Source organism: Daejeonella sp., from assembly GCF_030695525.1.
Classification (GTDB): domain Bacteria; phylum Bacteroidota; class Bacteroidia; order Sphingobacteriales; family Sphingobacteriaceae; genus Daejeonella.
In genome coordinates, this window is sequence record NZ_JAUYSS010000009.1 from 85,639 (window position 1) to 110,607 (window position 24,969).

General features: G+C 38.5%; 24 protein-coding genes. 10 read left to right on the plus strand and 14 right to left on the minus strand.

Going from position 1 to position 24,969, the window contains the following annotated elements:
* Window positions 1-19 precede the first annotated feature (19 nt).
* Window positions 20-508 carry a DUF6702 family protein gene (locus Q8S11_RS01550; RefSeq protein ID WP_305660315.1) on the minus strand — a complete coding sequence of 163 codons (489 nt, stop codon included), beginning with the start codon at window positions 506-508 and terminating at the stop codon, window positions 20-22.
* Between the two features lie 71 nt (window positions 509-579).
* On the opposite strand from Q8S11_RS01550, the gene Q8S11_RS01555 reads away from it, so the two are divergent.
* A complete protein-coding gene (locus Q8S11_RS01555) occupies window positions 580-1,155 on the plus strand; it encodes a HupE/UreJ family protein (RefSeq protein ID WP_305660316.1) in 576 nt (191 codons plus the stop codon).
* Between the two features lie 99 nt (window positions 1,156-1,254).
* The gene (locus tag Q8S11_RS01560) at window positions 1,255-3,582 is read left to right on the plus strand and encodes a M1 family metallopeptidase (RefSeq protein WP_305660317.1); all 2,328 of its coding nucleotides are present in this window, start codon (window positions 1,255-1,257) and stop codon (window positions 3,580-3,582) included.
* A 68-nt stretch (window positions 3,583-3,650) separates the two neighbouring features.
* On the opposite strand, the gene Q8S11_RS01565 is transcribed toward Q8S11_RS01560, so the two are convergent.
* From Q8S11_RS01565 to pepT, 4 genes are all read right to left on the minus strand, one after another.
* Entirely contained in the window at window positions 3,651-4,673 is a 1,023-nt protein-coding gene (locus Q8S11_RS01565) for a PIG-L deacetylase family protein (protein ID WP_305660318.1), read from the minus strand.
* A gap of 109 nt (window positions 4,674-4,782) precedes the next feature.
* On the minus strand, window positions 4,783-7,665 hold the full coding sequence (locus Q8S11_RS01570) for an outer membrane beta-barrel protein (protein WP_305660319.1): 2,883 nt from the start codon (window positions 7,663-7,665) through the stop codon (window positions 4,783-4,785).
* Window positions 7,666-7,728: 63 nt separating this feature from the next.
* Window positions 7,729-8,553 carry a hypothetical protein gene (locus tag Q8S11_RS01575; RefSeq protein ID WP_305660320.1) on the minus strand — a complete coding sequence of 275 codons (825 nt, stop codon included), beginning with the start codon at window positions 8,551-8,553 and terminating at the stop codon, window positions 7,729-7,731.
* A gap of 158 nt (window positions 8,554-8,711) precedes the next feature.
* On the minus strand, window positions 8,712-9,965 hold the full coding sequence (pepT, locus tag Q8S11_RS01580) for a peptidase T (protein ID WP_305660321.1): 1,254 nt from the start codon (window positions 9,963-9,965) through the stop codon (window positions 8,712-8,714).
* A gap of 108 nt (window positions 9,966-10,073) precedes the next feature.
* On the opposite strand from pepT, the gene Q8S11_RS01585 reads away from it, so the two are divergent.
* From Q8S11_RS01585 to Q8S11_RS01600, 4 genes are all read left to right on the plus strand, one after another.
* The gene (locus Q8S11_RS01585) at window positions 10,074-10,412 is read left to right on the plus strand and encodes an MmcQ/YjbR family DNA-binding protein (protein WP_305660322.1); all 339 of its coding nucleotides are present in this window, start codon (window positions 10,074-10,076) and stop codon (window positions 10,410-10,412) included.
* Window positions 10,413-10,421: 9 nt separating this feature from the next.
* Window positions 10,422-10,676 (plus strand): 4a-hydroxytetrahydrobiopterin dehydratase, encoded by a 255-nt coding sequence (locus tag Q8S11_RS01590; RefSeq protein WP_305660323.1) that lies wholly within the window; start codon window positions 10,422-10,424, stop codon window positions 10,674-10,676.
* A 71-nt stretch (window positions 10,677-10,747) separates the two neighbouring features.
* Window positions 10,748-12,439: a M14 family metallopeptidase gene (locus tag Q8S11_RS01595; RefSeq protein WP_305660324.1), complete on the plus strand. Its 1,692-nt coding sequence runs from the start codon at window positions 10,748-10,750 to the stop codon at window positions 12,437-12,439.
* Window positions 12,440-13,069 (plus strand): rhomboid family intramembrane serine protease, encoded by a 630-nt coding sequence (locus tag Q8S11_RS01600; RefSeq protein WP_305660325.1) that lies wholly within the window; start codon window positions 12,440-12,442, stop codon window positions 13,067-13,069.
* A 47-nt stretch (window positions 13,070-13,116) separates the two neighbouring features.
* Here the strand turns inward: Q8S11_RS01600 and Q8S11_RS01605 are convergent, their stop codons facing one another.
* The 5 genes from Q8S11_RS01605 to Q8S11_RS01625 form a co-directional block, all read right to left on the minus strand.
* Entirely contained in the window at window positions 13,117-14,106 is a 990-nt protein-coding gene (locus Q8S11_RS01605; RefSeq protein ID WP_305660326.1) for a hypothetical protein, read from the minus strand.
* Window positions 14,107-14,134: 28 nt separating this feature from the next.
* Entirely contained in the window at window positions 14,135-14,815 is a 681-nt protein-coding gene (locus Q8S11_RS01610; RefSeq protein WP_305660327.1) for a hypothetical protein, read from the minus strand.
* 154 nt (window positions 14,816-14,969) lie between these two features.
* Window positions 14,970-15,725 carry a DUF2490 domain-containing protein gene (locus tag Q8S11_RS01615; RefSeq protein WP_305660328.1) on the minus strand — a complete coding sequence of 252 codons (756 nt, stop codon included), beginning with the start codon at window positions 15,723-15,725 and terminating at the stop codon, window positions 14,970-14,972.
* 123 nt (window positions 15,726-15,848) lie between these two features.
* Window positions 15,849-16,490 carry a carbonic anhydrase family protein gene (locus Q8S11_RS01620; protein ID WP_305660329.1) on the minus strand — a complete coding sequence of 214 codons (642 nt, stop codon included), beginning with the start codon at window positions 16,488-16,490 and terminating at the stop codon, window positions 15,849-15,851.
* A 6-nt stretch (window positions 16,491-16,496) separates the two neighbouring features.
* Window positions 16,497-18,056 (minus strand): SulP family inorganic anion transporter, encoded by a 1,560-nt coding sequence (locus Q8S11_RS01625; RefSeq protein WP_305660330.1) that lies wholly within the window; start codon window positions 18,054-18,056, stop codon window positions 16,497-16,499.
* 152 nt (window positions 18,057-18,208) lie between these two features.
* Between Q8S11_RS01625 and Q8S11_RS01630 the strand changes: the two genes are divergently transcribed.
* Window positions 18,209-18,895, plus strand: a complete 687-nt coding sequence (locus tag Q8S11_RS01630) for a TetR/AcrR family transcriptional regulator (RefSeq protein ID WP_305660331.1) — start codon at window positions 18,209-18,211, stop codon at window positions 18,893-18,895.
* Here the strand turns inward: Q8S11_RS01630 and Q8S11_RS01635 are convergent, their stop codons facing one another.
* Both Q8S11_RS01635 and Q8S11_RS01640 read right to left on the minus strand, forming a co-directional pair.
* Window positions 18,896-19,861, minus strand: a complete 966-nt coding sequence (locus tag Q8S11_RS01635; protein WP_305660332.1) for a nitrilase family protein — start codon at window positions 19,859-19,861, stop codon at window positions 18,896-18,898.
* Window positions 19,862-19,877: 16 nt separating this feature from the next.
* The gene (locus Q8S11_RS01640; RefSeq protein ID WP_305660333.1) at window positions 19,878-20,507 is read right to left on the minus strand and encodes a hypothetical protein; all 630 of its coding nucleotides are present in this window, start codon (window positions 20,505-20,507) and stop codon (window positions 19,878-19,880) included.
* Between the two features lie 154 nt (window positions 20,508-20,661).
* On the opposite strand from Q8S11_RS01640, the gene Q8S11_RS01645 reads away from it, so the two are divergent.
* Complete coding sequence (locus tag Q8S11_RS01645; RefSeq protein WP_305660334.1) at window positions 20,662-21,675, plus strand: dipeptide epimerase; 1,014 nt, start codon at window positions 20,662-20,664, stop codon at window positions 21,673-21,675.
* 10 nt (window positions 21,676-21,685) lie between these two features.
* On the opposite strand, the gene Q8S11_RS01650 is transcribed toward Q8S11_RS01645, so the two are convergent.
* A complete protein-coding gene (locus tag Q8S11_RS01650; protein WP_305365015.1) occupies window positions 21,686-21,880 on the minus strand; it encodes a DUF6358 family protein in 195 nt (64 codons plus the stop codon).
* Window positions 21,881-21,886: 6 nt separating this feature from the next.
* Window positions 21,887-22,204, minus strand: coding sequence for a rhodanese-like domain-containing protein (locus Q8S11_RS01655; RefSeq protein ID WP_305660335.1), 318 nt, complete (start codon window positions 22,202-22,204; stop codon window positions 21,887-21,889).
* A 127-nt stretch (window positions 22,205-22,331) separates the two neighbouring features.
* On the opposite strand from Q8S11_RS01655, the gene Q8S11_RS01660 reads away from it, so the two are divergent.
* Window positions 22,332-23,465 (plus strand): DUF4407 domain-containing protein, encoded by a 1,134-nt coding sequence (locus Q8S11_RS01660; RefSeq protein WP_305660336.1) that lies wholly within the window; start codon window positions 22,332-22,334, stop codon window positions 23,463-23,465.
* A gap of 137 nt (window positions 23,466-23,602) precedes the next feature.
* Window positions 23,603-24,904, plus strand: a complete 1,302-nt coding sequence (locus Q8S11_RS01665; protein ID WP_305660337.1) for a M20/M25/M40 family metallo-hydrolase — start codon at window positions 23,603-23,605, stop codon at window positions 24,902-24,904.
* The last annotated feature ends 65 nt before the right edge of the window (window positions 24,905-24,969 follow it).

Genomic DNA, 24,969 nt, shown 5'->3' on the forward strand with positions numbered 1-24,969 from the left:
CAGTTGCTTAAATATATTCCTAAAATGTCAATTTCCCGCTATCCTTTCCCTTAAGAAGAATCAGGCTCTTCGGGCTTTTATCCAGATAAAAATTGATAATATTTTGCTGACTATCAAAATATTTGTGAAGAATACTGTTTCTGACTTCTACTTTTTGTGGTCTGGGAATTTGTTTTGCCTCGAAGTAAAACCAGGCGGCATCTTCTTCGATTTCATAACCCAGATAGTTTAATTCTGCTTTTTTTCCATTCACTAGAATTTCGTTGTTTTGAAGGATGTATTGCTTAAGTTTCCTGTCCAGATCGGCTTTGTCTTTTGGTTTTAAAAAATCAATTTTGCTAGCGTATAAGTCAGTTAATTCTAATTCAAGATCATCCCAGAAAATTTTTTGTGAGATCTCCAGACTGCTTTCCCTTGCATTATATTTTATTTCCGTTAGACTTATATAGAATGGATGGAATAAGCTTTGAATGAGCAGAAATATTGAAAGTATATAATTGTAAAGCATAATACCTGATATTTGCTGCAAATTATGGATATTCTGATTAAGCTCAGGTATTATTTAACAATCTGATTTTTATGGGACAGTTTGAACTTTATTTCCGGCTTGGAACAAATCATATTCTTGATCTTGCCGGATTTGACCATATTCTATTTGTTATTGTCCTATGCAGTTTATATTCAATTTCAGATTGGAAAAGGATAATCATTTTAGTAACGGCTTTTACTATCGGACATTCGCTTACTTTGGCGCTTGCCACCTTCAAACTGCTATTTATCAATTCAAATCTGATAGAATTTTTAATACCTGTAACAATAGCCATAACAGCCGCCGGCAATATTATTCATCCAAAAGCAGCTAAAGGAATACAACTAAATTATTTTTTTGCAATTTTTTTTGGTCTGATACATGGACTCGGTTTTTCCAGTTACCTTCAGGCTCTGCTGGGCAATGAGGTATCCATATTGAACCCGCTCTTTGCCTTTAATGTTGGATTAGAGGCAGGTCAATTATTGATTGTACTGTTTTTCCTTCTTTTATCGCTTGTTCCATTATTGGTTTTCAAAGTAAATCAAAAGCAATGGACGCTTGTTGTTTCTTCGATAATTCTTGGAATGGCAATAATGATGATGATTGAATCGAAGTTTTGGTGAGTATTTTCTTTATATTTTAAAGGACTGTTTATCTTAGCGGGGATTTTATCCCGGGATTCCCTGATTTAAGTACCAATTGTTAAGCCCTTTATTTAAATTATGAAAAGAATATCAATTGCTTTAGCAGTTTTTTTGCTTTGCGGACTTCAAGGCATTGCCCAGCAGACTGAGCAAAACCATGCTGAAAGATTCGAACAATTAGATGCCAGCCTCCGATCCCCTAATGTTTACAGAACGGCATCAGGTGCACCGGGACATATGTACTGGCAACAAAAGGCAGATCATGAAATTCAGGTTGAACTCAATGATGCGAATCAATCTATAAAGGGGTGGCAGAAAGTTACTTATCATAATTATTCTCCGGATCCGCTCTCCTATTTATGGATCCAGCTTGATCAGAACGAAAGAGCCAGGGATTCAAATACACCCAAAGTTGCCGAAAACAAAATCTCTCAGAATATGTCCATGACCCAGCTTCAGGGTATTTTATGGCACGATCAGGACCTTGGTTACAAGATAATTTCAGTGAAAGATCTGTCGGGCAAGGATATTCCGGTGACGATTAATAAAACAATGATGAGGCTTAATCTGCCTGAGCCCCTTAAACCAGGTGAGAAAATGGAGTTCACAATGGACTGGACTTTCAATATTCATGACAGGATGAGTTTTATAGGTGGCCGACCGGGGTATGAATATTTCGAGAAAGATGGAAATTACCTCTATACTATGGCCGAGTGGTTCCCGAGAATGGCAGTATATTCTGATTTTCAAGGATGGCAAAATAAGCAATTCATGGGTAAGGGAGAGTTCGCCTTAACCTTTGGTGATTATAAAGTTAAAATTACAGTTCCTGCTGATCATATGGTCGGCGCTACAGGAGTGCTGCAAAATCCTGAGTCCGTTTTAAGTCCGGATGAGTTGAAACGATGGGAAGATGCAAAGAAAAGTTATGATAAACCTGTAATCATTCGTACTCAGTCCGAAGCTGAAAAACTGGAAAAAGGCAGATCAAAAGATAAAAAGAGCTGGATCTATCATGCAGAAAATGTAAGGGATTTTGCCTGGACTTCTTCACGGAAGTTGATTTGGGATGCTATGGCTGTAAAACAACAGAACAGGGATGTGATGGCCATGTCATATTATGGCAAGGAGGGTAATCCGTTATGGGAGCAATACTCTACAAAGGTTGTTGCCCATACCATCAAATCTTACGGATCCAAAACGTTTGATTATCCATATCCGGTGGCGATTTCTGTGGAAGCTTCTAATGGGATGGAGTACCCAATGATTTGCTTCAATTATGGCCGTCCGGATTCTGATGGAACCTATTCTGATGCGGTTAAGTACGGAATGATTTCTGTGATTATACATGAAGTCGGGCATAATTTCTTCCCGATGATTGTCAATTCTGATGAACGTCAGTGGACCTGGATGGATGAGGGATTAAATACCTTCATGCAGTTTATGGCTGAACAGGAATGGGATAGAAACTATCCATCAAGAAGAGGCCCGGCTCATAAAATAGTGCCTTACATGAGAAGTGAGAAGCACCTGCTTGAGCCGATTATGACCAATTCTGAAAACATTATTCAATTTGGCCCAAATGCTTATGCAAAGCCAGCAACAGCACTTAATATTTTAAGGGAAACGGTTATGGGAAGGGATTTGTTTGATTATGCTTTTAAAGAATATGCAAAGCGCTGGATGTTCAAACATCCTACCCCCGACGATTTTTTCAGGACTATGGAAGATGCATCAGCAGTTGACCTTGATTGGTTTTGGAGAGGCTGGTTCTTCAAAACAGAACCGGTTGATATTTCACTTGAATCGGTGAGTTGGTTTAAACTTGATAATCGTAGTCCGGCAGAAAAAAAATCTGATGCAAAGAAAATATTTGAAAGGGAAGAGGCTTATGTAAGTAAAAATATTAACCTTAAGGATAATCAAAAGACGGTGGTGGAGTCAGATCCGGCAACCCGAGATTTCTATAACTCCTATAATCCATTCAGTGTTACTCCCGATGATGAAAAGGCATATTCTGAGTTTGTTGCGAAATTAAGTTCTAAGGAAAAGGAATTGCTGAACAGCAATCTAAATTTTTACGAACTCAAATTTAAGAATATCGGAGGTCAGGTAATGCCTCTGATCATTCAGTTTAACTTTTCAGATGGAAGTTCAGAGATTGAAAGAATTCCTGCCGAAATATGGAGATTAAATGAAACAGAGGTGTCTAAAGTATTCGCTAAAAATAAGGAGGTTCTAAGCATTATGCTTGATCCATTACGTGAAACTGCTGATATTGATGAACATAATAACTCCTGGCCAAGACAGTTTATGCCAAGCAGATTTGAGCTTTTTAAAGGCAACCCAGGTATAAGGGGTGTATCTACAGGGGATAATCCGATGAAGAAAGCCAAAAAGCCCTGAAAATTTGAAAATAAAATAATCCCTGAGGATTAAATTCATCAGGGATTATTTGATTAATAAGGCATTTCTTACTTAGGAACTGCATTTTTCTCAATATAATCAGGTAAAATGGAAACCGGATTACCAATGTAGTGGTAGGCTTCAGCCCATTCCAATCCATACTTTTTACCTACTTCCCGGTCTGATGGAGTACCCCTTTGAGTTAAAGAGTCTTTATCGAGCACAAAATGCTTGACATAGTTGAAATCTGCCGACTCATCCGTATCACCAAGTATTGGTAATTTTTTACCCTGATCTGCCAGTCTCTTTCTGATTCTAGAGCCATTATTACCTCCGGGCCCCTGAGTAGTAATTACAACATTACTTTCAACCTTTTTATCGATATGTTTCGATATGTCAACAATACGGTTGACCAGTTGCGGACCCCTGGCGAAGTAATACCGCTCTTTTACACCATAAGGTTTAACTGCATCCAGTTGTTCTGGGTAATCGACACTTCCCGACATCCACCGTGCTGCTTCAACCGCCTGGGCAGTTACATAATGATCCGGATTTTCTTCATAATGCCCCCATGGATCATAACTGAAAATGGTATCAACTTTCAAAAGTCTGAACAGGAATATTAATCTTCCTTTTATTTCCTGGGTATTGTATTCATCCATACGATGGTTTCGGTATCCAAGATTATATACTTTTTTCAGACCCAATACTTTGGCTACCTTATCATTGTCTCTCTCATTATTCAAAACCCTGTCACCATCAGTTCCCGCTCCTGCTGCATCATCATTGGTGGTTCTGATAAGATATCCGGTGTATCCTTCACTAATTAATTTTGCGATAGCGCCACCAGCAAACAAAGTGCAATCATCAACATGTGGCTGAATTACTGCCAGAACTTTTCCCTCATGGGGTCTTCCGGATACACTTCTTTCGATAAAAATTCCATCATCTTCTGCCATTTTATTGGCTTCTGCGTCATTTTTAGGCATATTTTCAGCCGCTTTTGCTTCTGAGCCCAACAGAGTGGCATAAGTTGCAGGTATGATTGCACTTGCTGCCAAACCCTTTGAAATAAATTTTCTTCTTTCCATATTAGAATATTTTCTATTTCTAATATAGAAATTCCTTAGTTTATAAAATGCCTATTAATAAAAAAGCTGCCCTTTGAGGAACAGCTTTGTATAGTGTTTATTTAAAATTTCAAAAGTTTCCCGGACCACCGCTTCCGGGTCTCATCCAGGGGCCACCGCCTCCAGGTCTCATCCCAGGGCCTCTTTCCTGTTGTTGCTCAGGTTGTTTTCCGCTGAATTTTTGCAGTCTCATGGTAAAACTAAGCATGTAATATCTTGACAAACGATTGTTTTGGCTATCTGTGATCACATTTCCGGTTACAGAACGGGATACACTGGTATTTTCATTGAGCAGATCAAATCCCTGAAATCTTAAGGAAGCTCGTTTGTCTTTAAAGAATTGCTTTTCAAGATAGGTATTGATAATAAAAGGATTAACGGCTAATGAACTGCTATAGCCATTATTAAATGCTTTACTAAGGTCAGAACCTATCAGCCAGGTTTTAAGAAAGAATACTCTGCTATTAAAATTCAGTGAGTAGGTTGAAACCTTTGTATTGTTATTGGTAATTGCATCATTGGTATTAGTATTTAAACTGTATCTCAATCCGGGGTTGAATTCAAGATTCCTGTTTGGGTTTATCTGCATATTCAAGCCTTGTGAAAAGATCCAATTTTTACCGGTATTCTTTACATCATCAGTGTATGAAATGTTATTGATGTAATTTGCTGAACCGTTGAATGAAAACACATATTTCTTTTCCTGAAAGGGTTTGGAGAAATTATAGAACGCATTTGCTGTATAATACCCATCAGTATTCAAATATCGGGTTTCCTGAACCAAACCAACTACCGGATCCATAGAACGTACTATGTTAGACACAATCTTGTTTTCTGTATAGTTACCAGATAAGTTAAAAAACAATACATCTCCGGAGTTGAAATTAAAATTATTATATCTGAAGGTCATGATATGTGTAAATTCAGCACCTAAATTTGGATTTCCATATACAGGATATTGCGGATTTGAAATATCAGGAGTGGGTTGTAATTGAATATAGGTTGGTTCATTTGCCCGGCCAAAGTAAAATGCATTTACTGCTCTTGTTCTAGAGAAGTTATAGGAATATCGTGCAGAAGGGATAATATTAAATCCCGTATTCCGGTTTGGTGTAGTTACTCCATTAACTATTGATCTGCCCTCAAGAACATTTGGCTGGGCACTCAGTCCGAAGGAATAATTATATTTTTTCTCATTAAATCTGTAATTAAATCCAAATCTGTTGGTACTAAAGGAATAATTGAAATCGTTACTCAGGTTTATATTATAGCTTGACGATCCAGCCGGGCTAATATCATAGGTTTCTCTTACATTTTTATAGTTTGTGGTGCTGTGGTTATAGTTGAATTCCAGATTTGATTTTGGACTAAGTGGCTCATTGTAAGATAGATTGGCATTAATATTAGAGTTTCTATTATTATCATATAATTCCTGATTTCTATAAACGTTTGAATTTCCACCCCCAACAATATAGTTGATATATTGAGTTAACTGATCATCTTCCTGTTTGGTTTTGGCGTTATTAGCTGAAGTGAATAAGGATAAATTTCTTCCTCTTTTTTTGAGGCGGTGATTTAACAAAAGCGTCGCCCCGAAATTGGGGTTTTTGGAATCTGTATTATTGAGTGAAGTACCATCGGAGCTAAGACGGCCATCATCATATTGTAAATAACTTGAATTTCCATTATCGATTGATGAACCGTAGCTGAAGGTAGGGTTAAATTTAATGTAGTTTACAGTATCGGGACGATACTCAATATTCCAGCCAAACCGGTGATTATTATTAATCACATTTTTTAGTGAATTCTGAGTAGTTGAAATTAGTGAATTCTGAAAGTTGTTTTGTTGTAATTGGTCACTGATTACATCGTTATCCCGGTTAGAAAAACTGTAATTTCCGTATGAACTAACTTTTTTTCCGTAGTCCTTACGATAATTAAGTCCGACAGATCCAACTGAAGTGAGTCCATCACTATTATTTCCACCCTGGAAACCTCCACCGCCCATACCACCGCCACCCTGGAAGCGCATACCTCCACCACCTCCACCACCTCCACCACCTGCACCCTGGACGCGTGCACCACCACCGCCGCCACCGAATCCACCGCCGCCACCAAAATTGAATACCGAGCTATTGGTGTTATTCAGATTCCCAATAAAAGAAAACTGCTCAGTGTTGTTATAGGTATTGGCCGTGAGTGATGCCTGATAACGTTCTTTATCACCTCCTCCAACTGTACCTCTGGCGAAATATCCCTTGTTTTTATCTGCTCTGATTGTAAAATTCAAGATCTTTTCAGGATCTCCGTTTCTGATCCCGGTCAGGTTGGCCTGGTCACCATAATCATCAATGATTTGAGCAGACTCAAGAATATCAGCAGGAAGCTGCTGGGTAGCTGTTTTTACATCACCCCCAAAAAAATCTTTACCATTTACCCGAACCCTGGTAATCGCCTTGCCCTGAGCGGTTACATTTCCATCTTTATCGACCTCAACTCCAGGTAATCTCTTCAAAAGATCCTCAGCCAGGGCATTTTCTCTTAAAGGGTAATCCGACGCCCTGTAAATGATTGTATCTTCTTTTATAGTTACCGAAGGTGTACCCGAAATAACTACTTCTGAAAGAACTCTGCTCTCTGCTTTCAGGCTGATTGGGTCTAATTTGATCGGTGTTTCACCATCTTTGTATAAAAACCGCTTGTTTAAAGGCTGGTACCCTAAACTGGTTACTGTTAAAAGGAAAGTGGATGATTTCACCCCTTTGAAAATAAAATTGCCATCAGCATCAGTTCTGGTAAACAAGGTATCCTTTCCGGCAATGTACTTTACTGTAGCAGCGATGATACTGGTACCTGTAGAATCATTTACCACTCCACTTATATCCCGGCTTGTTTGCGCGACAGCACTAAAGCTAATAAGTAAGCTGATAATGAAGGGTAACAGTTTTTTCATGTTTATTATTATTTGGTTCATAATTGGTTTAAAATACCGGCAATTCATATGCTGAAACCTTGATTATTGCTTTTCTGCCAGCATACTTTTGATAAAAAACTCAGTTGATGTTGATATTCTGGCAGGAGGATAATTTCTGGAAGGCATCCCACCATACATTCCACCATAATTTCTGCCATACCTGCCATTGTATCTGCCACCGAATCCCCCACCATACATATCATCAAATGCATTCATATCCCTTTGCTGCACAGCTGTGGGTCCCTGAAATCCATTGATCCGAATGCTGTAAGTTATAGGTTCAGTTCTGCCGGGTTCAATGCCCAGTAAACGGATAGGTATTGCGATCTCCTGAATCAGATTATTTTTTGAATCAAAAGCTGCCGCAGCTTTTATCCCATAGTCATTATACAGTGAAATACCCCCATCAATAATTTCTTTGAATCCATCAACTCTAATCTCTTTGATTCTTTCAAGGATTCTTCTTTGTATCTCCTCAGGTGCAGGTTGTTCGGTTTCATTTCGCTTCTTTCCGGGAGTCCGGTCGAGAAGCGGAAAGGTCACCATTGCAGGAATTTTCTTATTTTCAAGATTGGCTGAAAAGCTTATTCCTCTGGCGAGAATTCGGGTTAAACTTTCTGGTGAGCCATTTTTTATTGCCAGGTAGATATTCTCATCGTCATTGGCCAGATTATAGTAAAGTTTTGTAGCATCGTTATAGAGGCTTAGACTATCATTCCAGTCATTAAGCTGACCGTCAATTAGTATTGGTTTATCAGCCCACAGAGATTTTATCAGCTCTGCTTTTTTCTGCGAATAGGCAGGAAGCGAACTAATTAATACAATTGATAATGAGAGAACGAAAAAATTTTTAGTTTTTGTCTTCATATGGTTTTTAGACTAAGTATGTGTTAAAGGTTTAAAGGACTTCGTAATGATTTCATTACAATTATAATTATATACGATTCCGGCAATATTCTGAATCAGGAGGCTCAACCGCTTAAATTAATTGTGGTAGGATATTGAATGTTAAGCTAAAGCAGACTTCAACTCTTCTCCTCCCAAATTAATGCCAGATTAATAATGGTTTGAACTGCCTTTTGCATATCCTGGATAGATACCCACTCTTGTTTTCCGTGAAAAGCATGCTCACCGGCAAATATATTCGGGCAGGGTAAGCCCATGAATGAGAGCCTGGAACCATCTGTCCCTCCTCTGATACTCTGCAATCTTGCTGTTAACCCACTTCGTTCAATAGCTTCTATTCCAGCCTGAACAACTTGAGGATATTGATCAAGTACCGATTTCATATTCCGGTATTGTTCTTCAACGCTAAATTCATAACCTGAACCGGGATAATCCAATAATATTTTCTTAACAATTTGTTCCAGAACCAATTCATGGCTTTTTAATAGTTCGGTATTAAAATCACGGATGATAAATTCAATGCTGGCCTGCTCTACTGAACCGTTTATAGAAACAGGGTGTATGAATCCTTCTCTTCCTGAAGTGCTTTCGGGTGATAAATATTCTTTTGGCAATGCGGATACGACCTCCGAAGCTATCTTTAAGGCACTTTCCATGTTATTTTTCGCAAATCCGGGATGTGCACTCAGTCCCTGTATGATTACCTTAACCCCATCGGCCGAGAAAGTTTCATTCTCAATGGAACCTGCAGTTTCACCATCAATTGTATATGCGAAATCAGCTCCAAGTTTTTTAAGGTTTGCCTTATCAACGCCCCTCCCAATCTCCTCATCGGGAGTGAAGAGAATTTTGATTTCACCATGCTTATATTCAGGATGGGAGATCAGGAAATTTGCGGCATCCATAATTTCGGCTATTCCAGCTTTATTGTCGGCACCCAATAAGGTTAATCCGCTGGCCGTGATGATATCATTTCCAATCTGATCTTTCAGGTCAGGGTGATCCTTCATGCGAAGAATTTGGTTAGGATCATCAGGAAGAATAATATCCTGGCCCTGATAATTTTTATGAATAATAGCTTTCACATTCTCGCCACTACAATCCGGAGAAGTATCCATATGAGAGCAGAAACAAATGCCAGGCACTTTTTTATCGGTATTTCCCGGAATGCTTGCATAAACATACCCGTACTCGTCTAGATGAGCGTCTTTCAAACCCATTTCTATTAACTCGCTGACTAATAGCGAACCAAGATTTTTTTGTTTTGCAGTAGAAGGAAAGCTTGCAGAAGCCGGGTTAGATTGGGTATCAATTGCGGTATATCTTAAAAATCGATCTGTAACAGTATATCTTATATTTTCGCTTAAGGTCATTTTTGCTTAATTTTAGAATTGGCATGCGAAATTAAGCATTACTACCGTATTTTGAACTTCATGTACCTGAGTGCGCTCAGGGCTGGTCAGATGTAAGAATACCCTGATATGAATATTGAAAATTTAAGAGATTATTGCCTTTTAAAGCCTGGTGTTACTGAAACTTTTCCTTTTGGTGAGGACACTCTGGTGTTCAAAGTAGGAGATAAGATCTTTTTGCTTTGCGGACTTGACAATCCTGATCGTTTTAATGTGAAGTGTGATCCTGAAAGAGCAGTAACACTTCGGGAGGAATATGAAGAAGTGCAGCCGGGCTACCATATGAATAAAACCCACTGGAATACCGTATTTATGAAAGGTCGGTTAAGCAATACACAATTAATGGAAATGATCGATCATTCTTACGATCTGATATTAAAAAGCCTTCCCAAAAACAAGCAGTTATAAGATTTAATTATGGATTGGAAAGAAGTTAAAGATGTAGATAAGGGAGAAGCATACCTTAAAAAGGAATTCAAATTCAAGGATTTTATTTCTGCATGGGCTTTCATGAATAAAGTTGCCTTGCTTGCCGAAAAAGCAGGTCATCATCCGGATTGGTCCAATTCATATAACAAGGTTATTATAATGATAAGCTCGCATGATGCCGGTAATATAATTACAGAAAAGGACAGGAATCTTGCAGATCTTATCGATAAACTTGGGCATTGATCTTATATTTGTCCCGATACGGAATGTTTAGTAGGTTTTGTATTTTATTGATCCTGATTACTTATTTTCCTATGGCAAATGCACAAATAAGCCCTTATGAAAAAGACAATGCAATAACTGTAAGCTATCAGGAACTTATGGATTATTATCGGCTTCTGGACACTAAATATGTACAGATGCAGCTTTTGGAGTATGGGCAAACCGATATTGGGAAACCATTAAATCTGATCGTTCTTTCCGCGGATAAAATCTTTGATCCGGCACAGATAAGGAAGCAAAACAAAAGAATCATATTAATTAATAATGGGATTCATCCGGGTGAACCTGAAGGGATAGATGCCAGCATGATTCTTGTGCGTGATTTGTTGGAAAAGAATTCCATCCCCAAAAATGTGGTGATTTGCATCATCCCTATCTATAATGTTGATGGAATGCTGAACAGAGGCCAATCCAGAGTGAATCAGAATGGGCCTGAGTCATATGGTTTTAGAGGAAATTATCAGAATCTCGATCTTAACAGGGATTTTATTAAGGCTGATTCAAGGAATTCAAGGGTCTTTCAAATGATCTTCAATACCTGGCAACCGGAAGTATTTATAGATAATCACACGAGCAATGGAGCTGATTATCAGTATATAATGACCCTCATTGCTCCTCAGAAGGATAAGTTGAATCCGGTACTTTCAGAATATTTAAGCAGCCGTATGCTGCCCGATTTGTACAAAAAAATGAAGTCTTCAAATTTCGAGATGACACCCTATGTAAATAACATAGAGGAGACTCCGGATTCAGGAATTACAGGTTTTTTAGAGACTCCACGCTATTCAACTGGTTATGCTGCCTTACATAATACGATTGGTTTTATGCCCGAAACGCATATGCTTAAATCATATCCTCAGCGGGTTGAGGGTACCTACAAGTTTATGGAGCATGTAATTGAAATAGTAAAGCGTGATGCGGATTTGATCGCCACAAATAAACAAAAGGCTGATGCTGATGTCAGAGCACAGGTTTCATTTCCGCTGCAATGGACTCTGGATGATAGAAGTTTTTCCTTGTTCAGGTTTAAAGGCTATATGGCCAAATATAAAACCAGTGAAGTTAGCGGTATACAAAGACTCTATTATGACCGGAATGAGCCTTATGAAAAAGATATCCGTATTTTTGATCATTACATACCCTTGGATCTGATAAAAAAACCATTTGCTTACATTATTCCGCAATCCTGGCAAAAGGTAATTGATCTGATGTTACTGAATAATGTACAGATTCAACGCCTTGTCTCAGATATGGAGATCGATTCGGAAATGTATTATATTGAAGATTATAAAACCGTGAACAAACCGTTTGAGGGGCATTATCTTCATTCTCAGGTCAAGCTCAGAACTGAAATGCAAAGTGTGAAATATTATGAAGGCGATTATATCATTTATACTGATCAGGTGAAGAACAGATACATTGTCGAAACCCTTGAACCACAGGGTGTAGATTCTTTCTTTGCCTGGAATTTCTTTGATTCAGTGCTTGGGCAGAAGGAACATTTTTCCGATTATGTTTTTGAGGATGAAGCAGCCCGCCTATTAAAGCAGGATCCTGAATTGATGGTCAGGCTTGAAGAAGAGAAGAAAATAAATCCCGAATTACTGCAAAGCCCATCAGCACAGTTGGATTGGGTTTACAGGAATTCAAAACATTACGAGAGAACACATATGAGATACCCGGTAGGCCGTTTAATCAGTCCTGCTAAAATTGAATTGAATTAAATGGAGAGTTTTATTAATGATACCCCAGTTGCAACAATTATTTTTATTTTCACGATTGTTACCAGTATTTATGCCTTTTCGAATGCAGAGGTGTACGGTAAATTTATGCTTCACCCTTACAGTGTAAGTCGTGGCCGCCGACTATATAGTATGCTTACCAGCGGACTTATTCATAAAGACTGGCCACATCTTCTTGTGAACATGTTGTCTTTTTACTTCTTCGCATTCACCCTTGAAAAAACCTTTGTTTCTCTGAGCAGTTGGGGTCATTTTCAGTTTGGATTATTATACATTGTAAGTATTATTTTGAGTGATATCAGTTCTATCTTTAAGCATAAGGAGGACTTCTGGTATAACAGTTTGGGTGCTTCTGGTGCCGTTTGTGCGGTTGTATTTAGTTATATTTTATTCTATCCAATGAATAAAATGATAATCTTTCCAATTCCAATTCCGATTCCTGCGGTTTTATACGGATTTCTGTTTCTGGGCTATTGTGTATATGCCTCGCGTAATTCAAGAGATGCAATTAACCACGATGCTCACTTCTACGGGGCGCTGACCGGAATTCTGTTGACAATTATTTACTACCCGGATATTGCAGGATATTTTGTTAATCAGTTAACAGCCTGATGGTTTCGTTAAGATGGGGGTAAAAGGCGCGAAGAAAAATCCGGGATTTAGGAAGGCAAATCAACAGACTTGGCTGAAATAATCTCCAAATTTTTAGTGAGGAGATAACTCAGCGGGTTTTCAGGATCTTTCAGAATCTCAAATAAGAGGATTCCCCAGGGCTTCCAGAAATTTTCAAGTACCTGGGCATAGGTTTTGTTTTGCCAGAAATCAAAAAGGGGCTTATTGCTCATTCCACGTAATGGCATAGCCTCAATATAGACCGCATCTTCGGTTGGCATGACAGTATATTCGGGTAAGCGGTTAAACAGGTAATTGGAATAAAAAAATCGCGCAAATATTTCCTCCAATTGTGCGGGATGTACTGCTTTACCGTTTAATTTTGAAAGAATATCCTTATGGTAAACCGCATTGGTACCGTTGTCCTGCAGACAAGCAATGATTCCAAAATCCTTCATTCCTAAAGAAAATGTAAGGGTGTTTATTTCATCGCGGTAGTTGAACAAATCCTTGCTGCTCTCTAGTTTGAAGACCCGAATACTCCAGGGATTATTTCCCTCAAAAATTACAGGCTGATTCAATGATTGAAGCATTAAGTGGAGATTACTGAACTTATGGATCAGGGATTGTGAGAGGACAAACTCTTCATTCCTGGCTTTCTGCTGCATCATCCCAATGCGGATTTCATTGAATAGGATACCATAAACCATTTTGGCAATCCATTGAAATAGTCTTAATTCGGGAATTTGTTTAACAGCATCATATCCCGATAAAAAGGCAGTTTGTATTTCTTTTTCCAGAGGCTCTATAGCCAGTTCATAAATTTCCCCGGAACATGGTAGTTTCATGTCGCTGTAAGTCGACATACTTTCGTCGAGGAGTTTGAATGGTTTATCCCGGAGGTCGTATTCCTGCATCAGCCAGGGTGGGAATACCGTGATCTCCTCTTCAGGCGACTGAAGTTTTTTGCCGCTTAGAAAACAAAATTGCTTGCTGAAAGTTAAATTTTCGAAAGGTTTGTACAGTTGAAGCACCATGGGGGCAAAGGTAGCAAACCCGCTTATTTTATTTCAGGACTTTAGTTTTCGCATCGTAAAATTTTCGAATTTCATCTCCAATGCGGCGAATCATTTCCTGTTTAGACAAAATCAGAATATAGTCGTCCTCTGTAGGTTCAAATCCCATTCCTCTCGACATACTGATTGAAGGGTCCAGAGCTCGTGGATCTCCTTGTATATTATCAACATAAGTATTCACATAATTATAGTTGGCAATGAATGTTTTTTGAAATTTTACCGGAGTTTCTGCTTTAATTGATAAGGATGTTTTAAATCGTGCATTCGTTCTTTGCTGGATCTGAAAAATATCTACACTTGCTGTAACAGTCTGATATACAGGTTTGCCGTTCGAATCAGTTCCAACTACTATGTTGCGGCTTACCCTCCTTCTTGAAACCCTTTCATCTTTTGGCCAGAGCGAAAAGTTTTCAATATCAATATTTAGGACAATCTCCGGGTTTTCATCGGGTTCAACCAACACAAAATTTACACTCTGAAACTGTTCAATGCCATTCAGCAACTGAAATCGGTAATAACTCAGGTTTATAAAATTTGTATTTGTGCTGCTTTCAGCCTGGATATTGATTGCAATTGGTACATCAATTTTTGGTGCTCTGGGTTTTTTTTGAGTTTTGCAGGAGATGCAAAAAATGATTAGAATGCAAAAAATCAATTTAGGCTTTTTCATAATTATGCCTGCTAATAAACCGATGAAGAACTAATCAGCCTTGGCTGACTACCAATCTACGTGAATATTGCGACATTTTTAGTAAAATCCTCATGAAATTAATTAATACAGATTTAAGAATCGACAAAGTAAAAATTTAAAGAAATTCCTTAGATTAAAAATTCAGAATGGTACTTAATAGAATTCCTTTATTATCCTGAAATATATTTCTACCATTAACTTCTCTCGATAATTGTGCTATCTGATTCAAGTAGCCACCTTCAATACGTACTTTTGGGGAGAAACGGTATCCAAGAAGTATAGCCAGCCTGTTTTGGTCGAATACATTTTCATTGACGTTTTTGCCGAATCCGATAAGGATTTCATCGTAGACTGCCAGGTATGGAGTTTTATCGGCAATAGTTCTTCCTTTTAGCGGAATATTTGCCCTGAACATATACCTCAACCTGTTCCAGAAAACAAAATCGTCCTCTTTTGTAAGTGAGGCGCTTGAATATCTGCCAATCCACCTTTGTTCTAACATGAAGCGGTGGCTGAAATCAAATATCCCGGATTTATCGTTTAATGTAGCCATTTGATAGATTCGATGTTCAGTAAATTGCTTCCCCAAATTGTTGAGCGGTATATCGCCGTAATTATAGGTTTCTGCGAGCGCATAGCCAGCTCTTAAACCAATCTTATTGTTTAAAGTATAATTGATTCCTGCTCTGTAGAGATCTTGCTGAGGTTTAGTAATCAGACGATCCCTTCGAACCTGCAGCTCGGTGTGGAGGCTCCATTTCTGATTTAATTTGATAGTTCCGGTATAGGCTATCCAACCGATGGTGTTTGCGTCGGTGATCCTGGTATTCTGAGCGAAGGAAACGATTGTATAAACACTTAAGAATGCGGCTAAAACAAGTTTTTTCATGCGGCTAATTTCAGAAAATTGTTTTAAACTGAATCAGTATCAGTTATTATGTGACTCAAAAAAAATTCGGGGCGTCACCGGTAAGCATTACCGAATCACCCCGAATATTGAAAATATAAAGGTTTATTTGATTATCTGTGTGTCCTCGAAAAAATCCACCACACCAGTGCTTATATCGTGGGTACCACCAACAATACCAATCTGTCCGGCTTCGATCATTTCTTTGAGAATCGGACTTCTTTCCATAATTGCTTTTACTGTACGTTTCACGTTGATTGCAGAAACCTTCTCAACAAATTCGGCATTTGATGAGTTTCGTTCTGATTTAACAGTAGATTCATCATCTACCGCCGGCCTGATTTTTGTTAAAAGTGCGGTGAGATTTCCCATTTCAACATGATCACAGGCACCTTTAACTGCACCACATTTGGTATGGCCTAACACTACTATGATTTTTGAGCCTGCTACCTTACATCCAAATTCCATGCTTCCTAAAATATCCTCATTCAGGATATTACCTGCAATACGAACACTGAATACGTCTCCCAAACCCTGATCAAAAATCAGTTCTGCGGATGTCCTTGAATCGATGCAGCTCAGAATTACTGCAAAAGGGTGTTGCCCATCCGAAGTCTCATTAGCCTGCTGAAGTAGATTCCGGTTTACTTTTAGGTTATTTACGAACCGCTTATTACCTTCTATCAATAGCTCTAGTGCCTGTGCCGGTGAAATGGCTTCCTGTAATTCTTTTGTTAGTGTTTTCATCTTTTTTTAGCTTGTTGTTTGTGGTTCAATAAAATTGACTGTTTCTACTTCTATATTCTTGGTTTTCGCATTTGTTCGGAAGTCTATAATCAGTTCTATGACATCATGTGCTATTGATTTAGATCTTGTACAATCGATAATTACTTTTGAGTTTTCAGGAATTTTATCCAATGCTTGCAATACACTTGCTTTGTTAAAGAATGAAACCTCCTCTGCCAGTTCCAAATGGTATACTTGAACTCCATTCGTTTTGTTTATGCTGGTTTTTAAATGATGCGAATTCCGGTAACTATGTTTTAAGGTATAGAATATGCCAAAGAGCATTCCTATGGTAATTCCCATCAGAAGATCAGTTAACAATATTGCAATTATTGTTGCCATAAACGGGACAAATTGTTCCCAGCCTAAGCGGTACATTTGTTTGAAAAGTTCAGGTTTCGCCAATTTATATCCTACCATAATTAGTATAGCTGCAAGACTTGCCAGAGGAATCATATTCAATAAACCCGCGATGGTCAGGGCACTAATCAGAAGAAAAACACCATGGAGAATTGCCGACATTTTTGTTTTTCCTCCAAATGAGATGTTAGCAGAACTCCGGACTATTACTTGAGTGATAGGTAAACCACCAATCATTCCGGATACGATGTTCCCTAATCCCTGAGCTTTTAATTCCCTGTTTGTAGGTGTTACCCGTTTATCAGGATCCAGTTTATCGGTAGCTTCAACACAAAGCAGGGTTTCAAGGCTCGCTACAATTGCTAGTACTACAGCGATTTTGTAAATCTCCGGATTGCTGAGCTGTGTGAAATCTGGTAGAGTAAATTGCGTGAAGAATTCTGCAAGGTTTTGAGCAACAGGAAGCTGCACAACCTGATCACTTGACAATGTAAAGTTCAACATTCCATTTTGGAACATGTAATTCATCAAAATACCCAGAAATACTACAACAATTGGTCCCTGAATTAACTGGAAGACCTTATGTTTTTTGGTAAGTACGGCATCCCATAAAATCAGAATTGCTATAGAAATAACCGCTATCAAGACAGCACCAGGTGTAACCCAATCAACAGCTTTGCTGATAGCAGAGAACGTATTCTCCCCATCCGCCTGAAGAAATGCATCATCACCTTCAGCATTTTTGTCATAGCCCAATGCATGTGGTATCTGTTTTAGAATAATCAGCAAACCAATACCGGTAAGCATCCCTTTGATAACTGAAGTCGGGAAGAAATAAGCAATGAAACCTGCCTTTGCAAATCCCATTGCAAGCTGAATAATTCCGGCAATGACCACTGAAAGTAGAAATGCTGGCCAGGAACCCAAGGCTGCTATGGAAGTAAGTACGATTACTGCCAGTCCTGCTGCCGGGCCACTAACTCCCAGTGGAGATCCACTTGCAATTCCAACTATAATTCCACCAACAATTCCAGCAATGATTCCTGAAAAAAGTGGTGCTCCCGATGCCAGTGCTATACCAAGGCAAAGTGGAACTGCAACAAAAAATACGACTATGCTGGCTGGCAGGTCGTTTTTAAGTTCTTTAAACATGTTTTTCGATTCCATTTTAAATCTTTTGTTTAGTTTGATGATACGAAGATAGTATTAATATTTTAAATAATAGTAATACTATTTCATTTAATTGTAAAACTTTTACCTACTTTTGTAAGGTACCAATCAGAAAAATCAAATTAATTTAAGAAAAATAGCTCAGAACAATGGAATTACAGCTTCAAATTAAGATGAATGAGAAATTGTTTGTTCGTAATCCCGAGCAAACAGAACTTGGAAGAAAAATAATTCAGTATGGTATACAGTTAATTCACACAAATGGCTTTGAATCCTTTACTTTTAAGAAACTTGCGGAAGAGATTGGTTCTACTGAGGCAGGTATTTACAGATATTTTGAAAATAAACATCGTTTATTGATCTATTTGACTGCATGGTATTGGAGTTGGCTTGAGTTCCGGGTTACTTATCATCTTAATAATATTACTGACCCAACTGTTAAATTGAAGAAGTTGATTCAGCTTCTTGCATCTAATGTTACTGATGACGATAGAACGATATATGTCAATGAGGGACTTTTGCATCAGATAATTATTGCTGAAGGTTCAAAAGCATACCTGACGAAGCATGTATCTGATGATAACAAGGACAGGTTATTCAAGCCTTATAAAGATCTATGCTCATTAATTGCCGGAATTATCATGGAATATAATTCTGAATATACCCATCCGCGTTCACTTGCTAGTACAATTATTGAAATGTCACATTTGCAGGTCTTTTTTATGCATAATTTGCCCTCACTTACAGATTTTGGTGATACTAAGAACGAGCAACTGGTAGTTGAATATATTGAAGATCTTGTATTCTGCAGTATCCGCAAAGAACTGGATTGTTAATTAATCATTTTTGTCTTTATCCGAATTAAGCCAAACCACATTTAGTTCGGGCTGGTGCTCCTGCCCCAGGATCTTGCGGTAAAGATCCGGTCTTCTGGCCTTTGTATAACGGAAGCCACCAGCTTGCTTCAGCTTTTCAGGTATCAGTACAGTACTAACTAATGAATCATCAAAGGTCCGGCATTCAGCCAGAATATCCCCAAATGGGTCGATAATCATTGAACATCCGTTTTTTAATTGATCGTCGTCCAATCCAATTGGATTAGAGAAAACAACAAAGATTCCATTATCATAAGCTCTGGAAGGCAGCCATTTCATCAGCCATTCCCTGCCTTTCATGCCATCAAATTCAAGGCGAAGGGAGCTTGGATCATTTTCACGGTTGAACCATAATTTAGGATCCACAAAACCTGCACCGGGCCGGGTAGAGGGAGTGCACATGGTTACATGTGGCATAAAGATGATATTGGCACCCAGCAATACTGTAGCCCTCACATTTTCGATTACGTTATTATCATAACAAATCAGAATGCCGCATTTCCATCCATGAAGGTCAAATACGGTATAGCTATTACCCGGACTTAAATGCGGATTGATAAATGGATGTAATTTTCTATGTTTTGCTACAAGACCGCTTTTATCTACACAGACATAGGCTTTGAATAAGTTCCCTTCTTTATCCTTCTCAAAAAGGCCGGCCAGAATTGCAATATCATATTTTTCTGCAATATCTGTCAACCGAATTATGCTCGGCCCATCGGGAATGAGTTCAGCAAGATCAAGCATTTGTTCCCTTGAAAGGTTCCTGGCAAATGTATAGCCGGTAATTGAGCATTCGTGAAAGGCGATTACTTTTGAGCCCGCTTGGGCGGCCTCCTTGGCCAACTTTTCAATCACTGATAAATTGTAGATCTTATCAGCACTTTTATTTTCAAATTGGGCAGTTGCTATTTTTAATTTTTCCATTTTAACGAGCTATCAATTAAACTTCCTCTACTGGTTCAATGGCCACTTTCCTTTCTAAGTAGTAAATCATTTTACGATAACGGTGCAAAAGGCAGTAGTTTAAAACTATCCAAATAACCAGCATTATACTAAAATTAAAATTTGATATTGACAATTGTCTGGAGCTAATATTATACTTCTGTAGAAAAAACAATAAGGTAAAAACCATGGCCGGAAGAAGAGCAGCAAGAGTATATTTTCTAAGTCCGGAGTAAATGATCATACCTGTCAAGAGTAGGATGATCCAAATCCCCGTAATAATATAAAATTGAAAATCAGAGAGCTTCCAATAGCTTTCGAAGCTACTACTCTGTGAGAAAATAAACCAAAGTGAAAACAATAGAACAGGCAAAAAGCATATTGCGACCTGGTTTTTAAAGTTTTTAAGAGTCCTGAGCCCGATAGCAATTATGACAAAGTTGAAGCAGGTCAGAATCAATATCAATGGAATATATAAAAGTGCTGCAGAAATCAGATAATAAAGGGCAACAGCTAAAGGAGTACTTATATTACCTCCTTCCGAAATATAGAAAGCTGATATAACTAATGATGAAAAAGCAGCTAATAATAGGATATGATACTTAATCAGCCTGATTAATTTATTCATGAGCTTTCGCTATTTATATAGTGCAATATAAATCATTTATAGAGGCAATTACCTTCGATTTGTCAGGTTTATCAATAGATTGTACCCACATGCAACAAAAATTTGTTAGCAGATAATATATATTTCGTTATTTCGTAAATCATATATCACTATAATGAAGATCAGCTATAAGCCTTTCGAACTCAATCTTAGGCACCCTTTTACAATCGCAAAATTTTCACGTACCTCTACCCCCATCATTCTAATGGAGATAAGTCATGAAGGCTATACTGGTTATGGAGAAGCATCAATGGTGCCTTATATGGGCGAGAATATTGAAACGGCAAATGCCTTCATGTCAAAAGTTGATCTTTCATGGCTTAAATCCCCTTTCAATTTTGATGAACTGATTGCCTATCTGGATGGTATTGCCCAAGGAAATCCAAATATCAAAGCAGCTATTGACATTGCTTTACAGGATCTGCGGGGTAAGATTGAGCAAAAGCCCTGTTATAAATACTTTAATACCGATCCGGCTAAAATGCCTCCAACGTCTTATACCCTCGGGATTGACAGCCCTGAAGTTTTACTTCAAAAGATCAGGGAAGGAGAAAACTGTCACATTATTAAAGTAAAACTGGGAAGGGATAATGATAAGGAACTGATCAATACCATACGTTCTGCAACTGATAAACCATTGTATGTAGACGCCAATCAGGGTTGGACAGACAGGCAACAAGGTCTGGATATGGTTTTATGGCTGCACGAACAAGGTGTGGTATTGATTGAACAGCCTATGGCAAAAGATGATCCGGATTCTAATGCCTGGATCACCGAAAGAAGCCCGGTTGCAATAGTAGGTGATGAATCTGTTCAGCGTTTTGCGGATGTTGAAAAAGCTAAAGGCGTTTACCATGGTATCAATATGAAGTTGATGAAAAGTGCGGGCATGCACGAAGGCTACCGAATGATTATGAAGGCAAAAGAACTGGGATTGAAAACTATGATTGGTTGTATGAGCGAGACGAGCTGTGGTACACTTGCCGCTGCCGCGCTTGCTCCATTATGTGATTGGGCAGATCTCGACGGTCCTTTCTTAACCAGCAATAATCCCTATAAAGATCCTGAATTTAAAGATGGGAAATGGATATTATCAGATTCCCCGGGACTGGGATTGATTAAGTTCTGAGTTTCCCTGCTTATTTCTGATTTTTTCGGGTCAAACTTCTGACACTCTTAACCAGCCTGAATTTAAGATAGATCAGCATGGCAAGCGGTGGTATTCCGGCAAATACATAAAGATAGAATGAGTTTTTTACCGCCCAGGCAATGCACATTACCAAAACAATGATGGCAACATTCAGAAAAATGTTTAATAAGACTTTTTTTAGCATATTGAATTAATATACCTGCATATCTGGCTCATACTCGGCTTTCCAGGCCAGAATGCCACCTTTTAGGTTATAAAGGTTAGTATATCCCAATTGCTGTTCGAGCTGATTCAAAGCTGCAGCACTTCTTGCACCACTACGACATTGGATAATAACCGGTTTATCCTTACTGATCTTGGAGGCCTCAAGAATAACACCAGCCAGTGGTATATTCAGCCCATTCAGATTGGACATCTCATATTCAAAAGTCTCGCGGACATCGATTAGTTGAAAATCTTCTTTCTTGTCGATTTTTTCCTTTAGCTCCTGTACTGTGATTTCTCTCATATCGCAATAATATAAAGTGTAAAGGTACGATTTTCTTAAATATTAATGATAATACAATCTTAGCCATTAAGTCGTTTAATAGCCGGATTTCTGTAACAAATTTGCATTCCGGACGTCTTATTATATAATGAAAAAACTTACTGATTTCTTTTGGTTCTGTTCCGGAGCACATAAAGACACCCTTCTGAAGTATCCTACCGAGCATAATAAATACGTGGGCATAGGTGCCACTATATTTTTTACGGCTCTGTTCGCTTCGCTCTCCGGAGGATATGCCATGTACTTCGTTTTTGCCGGAACTGAAACTGCAGTACCTTTGGCTTTCCTTTTCGGGATAATATGGGGACTTGCCATTTTCAACATGGACCGTTATATAGTTTCCAGTATCAGTAAAAGCGTGACAACCTGGCATCAGATATTACAGGCTACTCCCAGAATACTTCTGGCAACAATAATTGGAATCGTTATTTCCAGGCCTTTGGAGCTCAAAATCTTTGATAAAGAAATCCGGCAGCAGTTAAAAACAAGTTACCTGAATCTGCAGCGTGCCAGAATAGATACCCTGAACCGTACTTTTGACCTGAAGTATGCACAGGAACTGCAGAAAACCTCAAATTTTAAAATTGAGAAGGATTCTTTGGAAAAAGATATAAACCGTTCCAGATATATTCTGAATCAGGAAGTTTTCGGGGATAAAACGAATCAGACCTCAGGAATTACCGGCTATGGTACCTATGCCAAACAAAAAGAATCAATTGTAGTACAGAAGGAGTTAAGGCTGGAGCTTCTTCGCAAAGAGCTTGCCGCGATGGATACCTTCTTTCATAAGAGAAAGGAACTTGATGGATTAGCACAACAAAGGATGTTTAGCGGCCAACAGCTCGATAGTCTTGCGAATGTTGCTGGTTTTGCCGACAGAAACAGAGCACTCGGACAGCTCAGTTATAAAGAGGATGGAAGCCGGGATATGGATAATTATCTTGCAATATACTTTATTGCATTCCTGTTCATTCTCTTCGAATGTTTGCCGGTATTTGTAAAACTGATGAGCAATAAAGGCCCTTATGATGTGGCTGTTCAGAACATTGATGATACAGCTATTTATCATTCAGATAAAACCAAAGATCTGGACATATCGCTTATCGAGGGTGTTCATGAGACCAGAGTCAGTACCGGGGTAAGCCGACAAAAGAAAGCAATTGAAAGTGGTTTTGAAACCGATTTGCACAATAATCCAACACAACATATTCAGGACTTATAACGCGATACAATTTTTTATAAATCACAACAAGTAATTAAATAAACAATGAGGATAATACTTCTTTTCTTGTTTAGTTTAATATTATCTTCAAATACTCAAAGGATGATCTTATTCGTCAAAAGAGTGAATAAATCAATATGAAAAGACAATTGTCCGGCATTATTGCCATATTATTTCTGACAGCATGTACAGTTCAGAAACCGGAGCAGCTTATTAAACTGGTCGATGTTGAGAGATTGATAAAAACCCTTTCCTCTGATGAAATGGAAGGCAGGGGTACTTTTACGCCAGGTATTGACAGGGCTGCTAAATTTATTGAAAATGAGTTTAAGCAAATTGGTCTTAAACCACTTGATGGTGATAATGATTTCAGGCAGGATTTTATGGTTAAGAGAATCAAGCCTGAATCTATTCAGGCAACCATAGATGGAAAAACAATTGATCAGCAAAATGTATTGATTATCTCTGATCTGCCAATATCAGGTTTTGATCAAAGCTCCGGGAATAATGTGATACTTATTGCTGCCGGGGATCAGTTCATTCAGAAATACAGGGAGATTACAGCAATGAAATCACCGGTTCTGGTACTGGTTGATAATCAGCATGCTCAGATGTTCAAGCGCCTTAAGGATAATAGTAGTCGGGGGCGTATAGTTGAAAAGCAAAACCAAACAGCAGCTGCGGTATTCATCCTTGGTGAATCGGATGTGGCCTCGTATAGAGTCAGTTTCCGCAATAAGATTGAAGAACTTCCCCTTTTTAACGTAGCAGGGATGCTGCCGGGCAGATCTAAAGTAAAAGAATTGGTTTTAGTTTCAGCACATTACGATCATTTGGGTATTGTCGAAGAAGTTGATGGTGATGCCATTGCAAATGGTGCAGATGATGATGCTTCAGGAACTACTGCTGTAATCTCACTTGCCAAATACTACAAGAAACTGAACAATAATGAACGGACTCTGATATTCGTTGCTTTCACAGCAGAAGAAGTTGGGGGTTTCGGTGCCCGTCATTTCTCTTCACTCTTAAACCCGGACGATGTTGTTGCGATGTTCAATATCGAGATGATTGGTAAAGAATCGAAATTCGGGAAAAACGCGGCCTTTATTACAGGCTATGAACGGTCTGATTTTGGGGAGATTCTTCAGAAAAATCTCGCCGGTACCGATTTCAAGTTTCACCCTGATCCCTATCCAACACAGAATCTATTTTACCGCAGTGATAATGCAACCCTGGCTGCTTTGGGGGTGCCGGCACATACGATTTCAACTGTCCAGATCGATACTGATAAATATTACCACACGGTAAAAGATGAATTTGAAACACTGGAGGTGGCAAATATCCATGCGACAATCAAAGCGATTGCATTGAGTGCGAGAAGCATTGTGGCCGGAACAGATACGCCGAAGAGGATACTGAAATTAAACGGGAGACCGTAATTATCAATATTGTGCTTAAACACTAGATAGATTGAATTTTTAAGAGGTTCATTATTATTATAGGT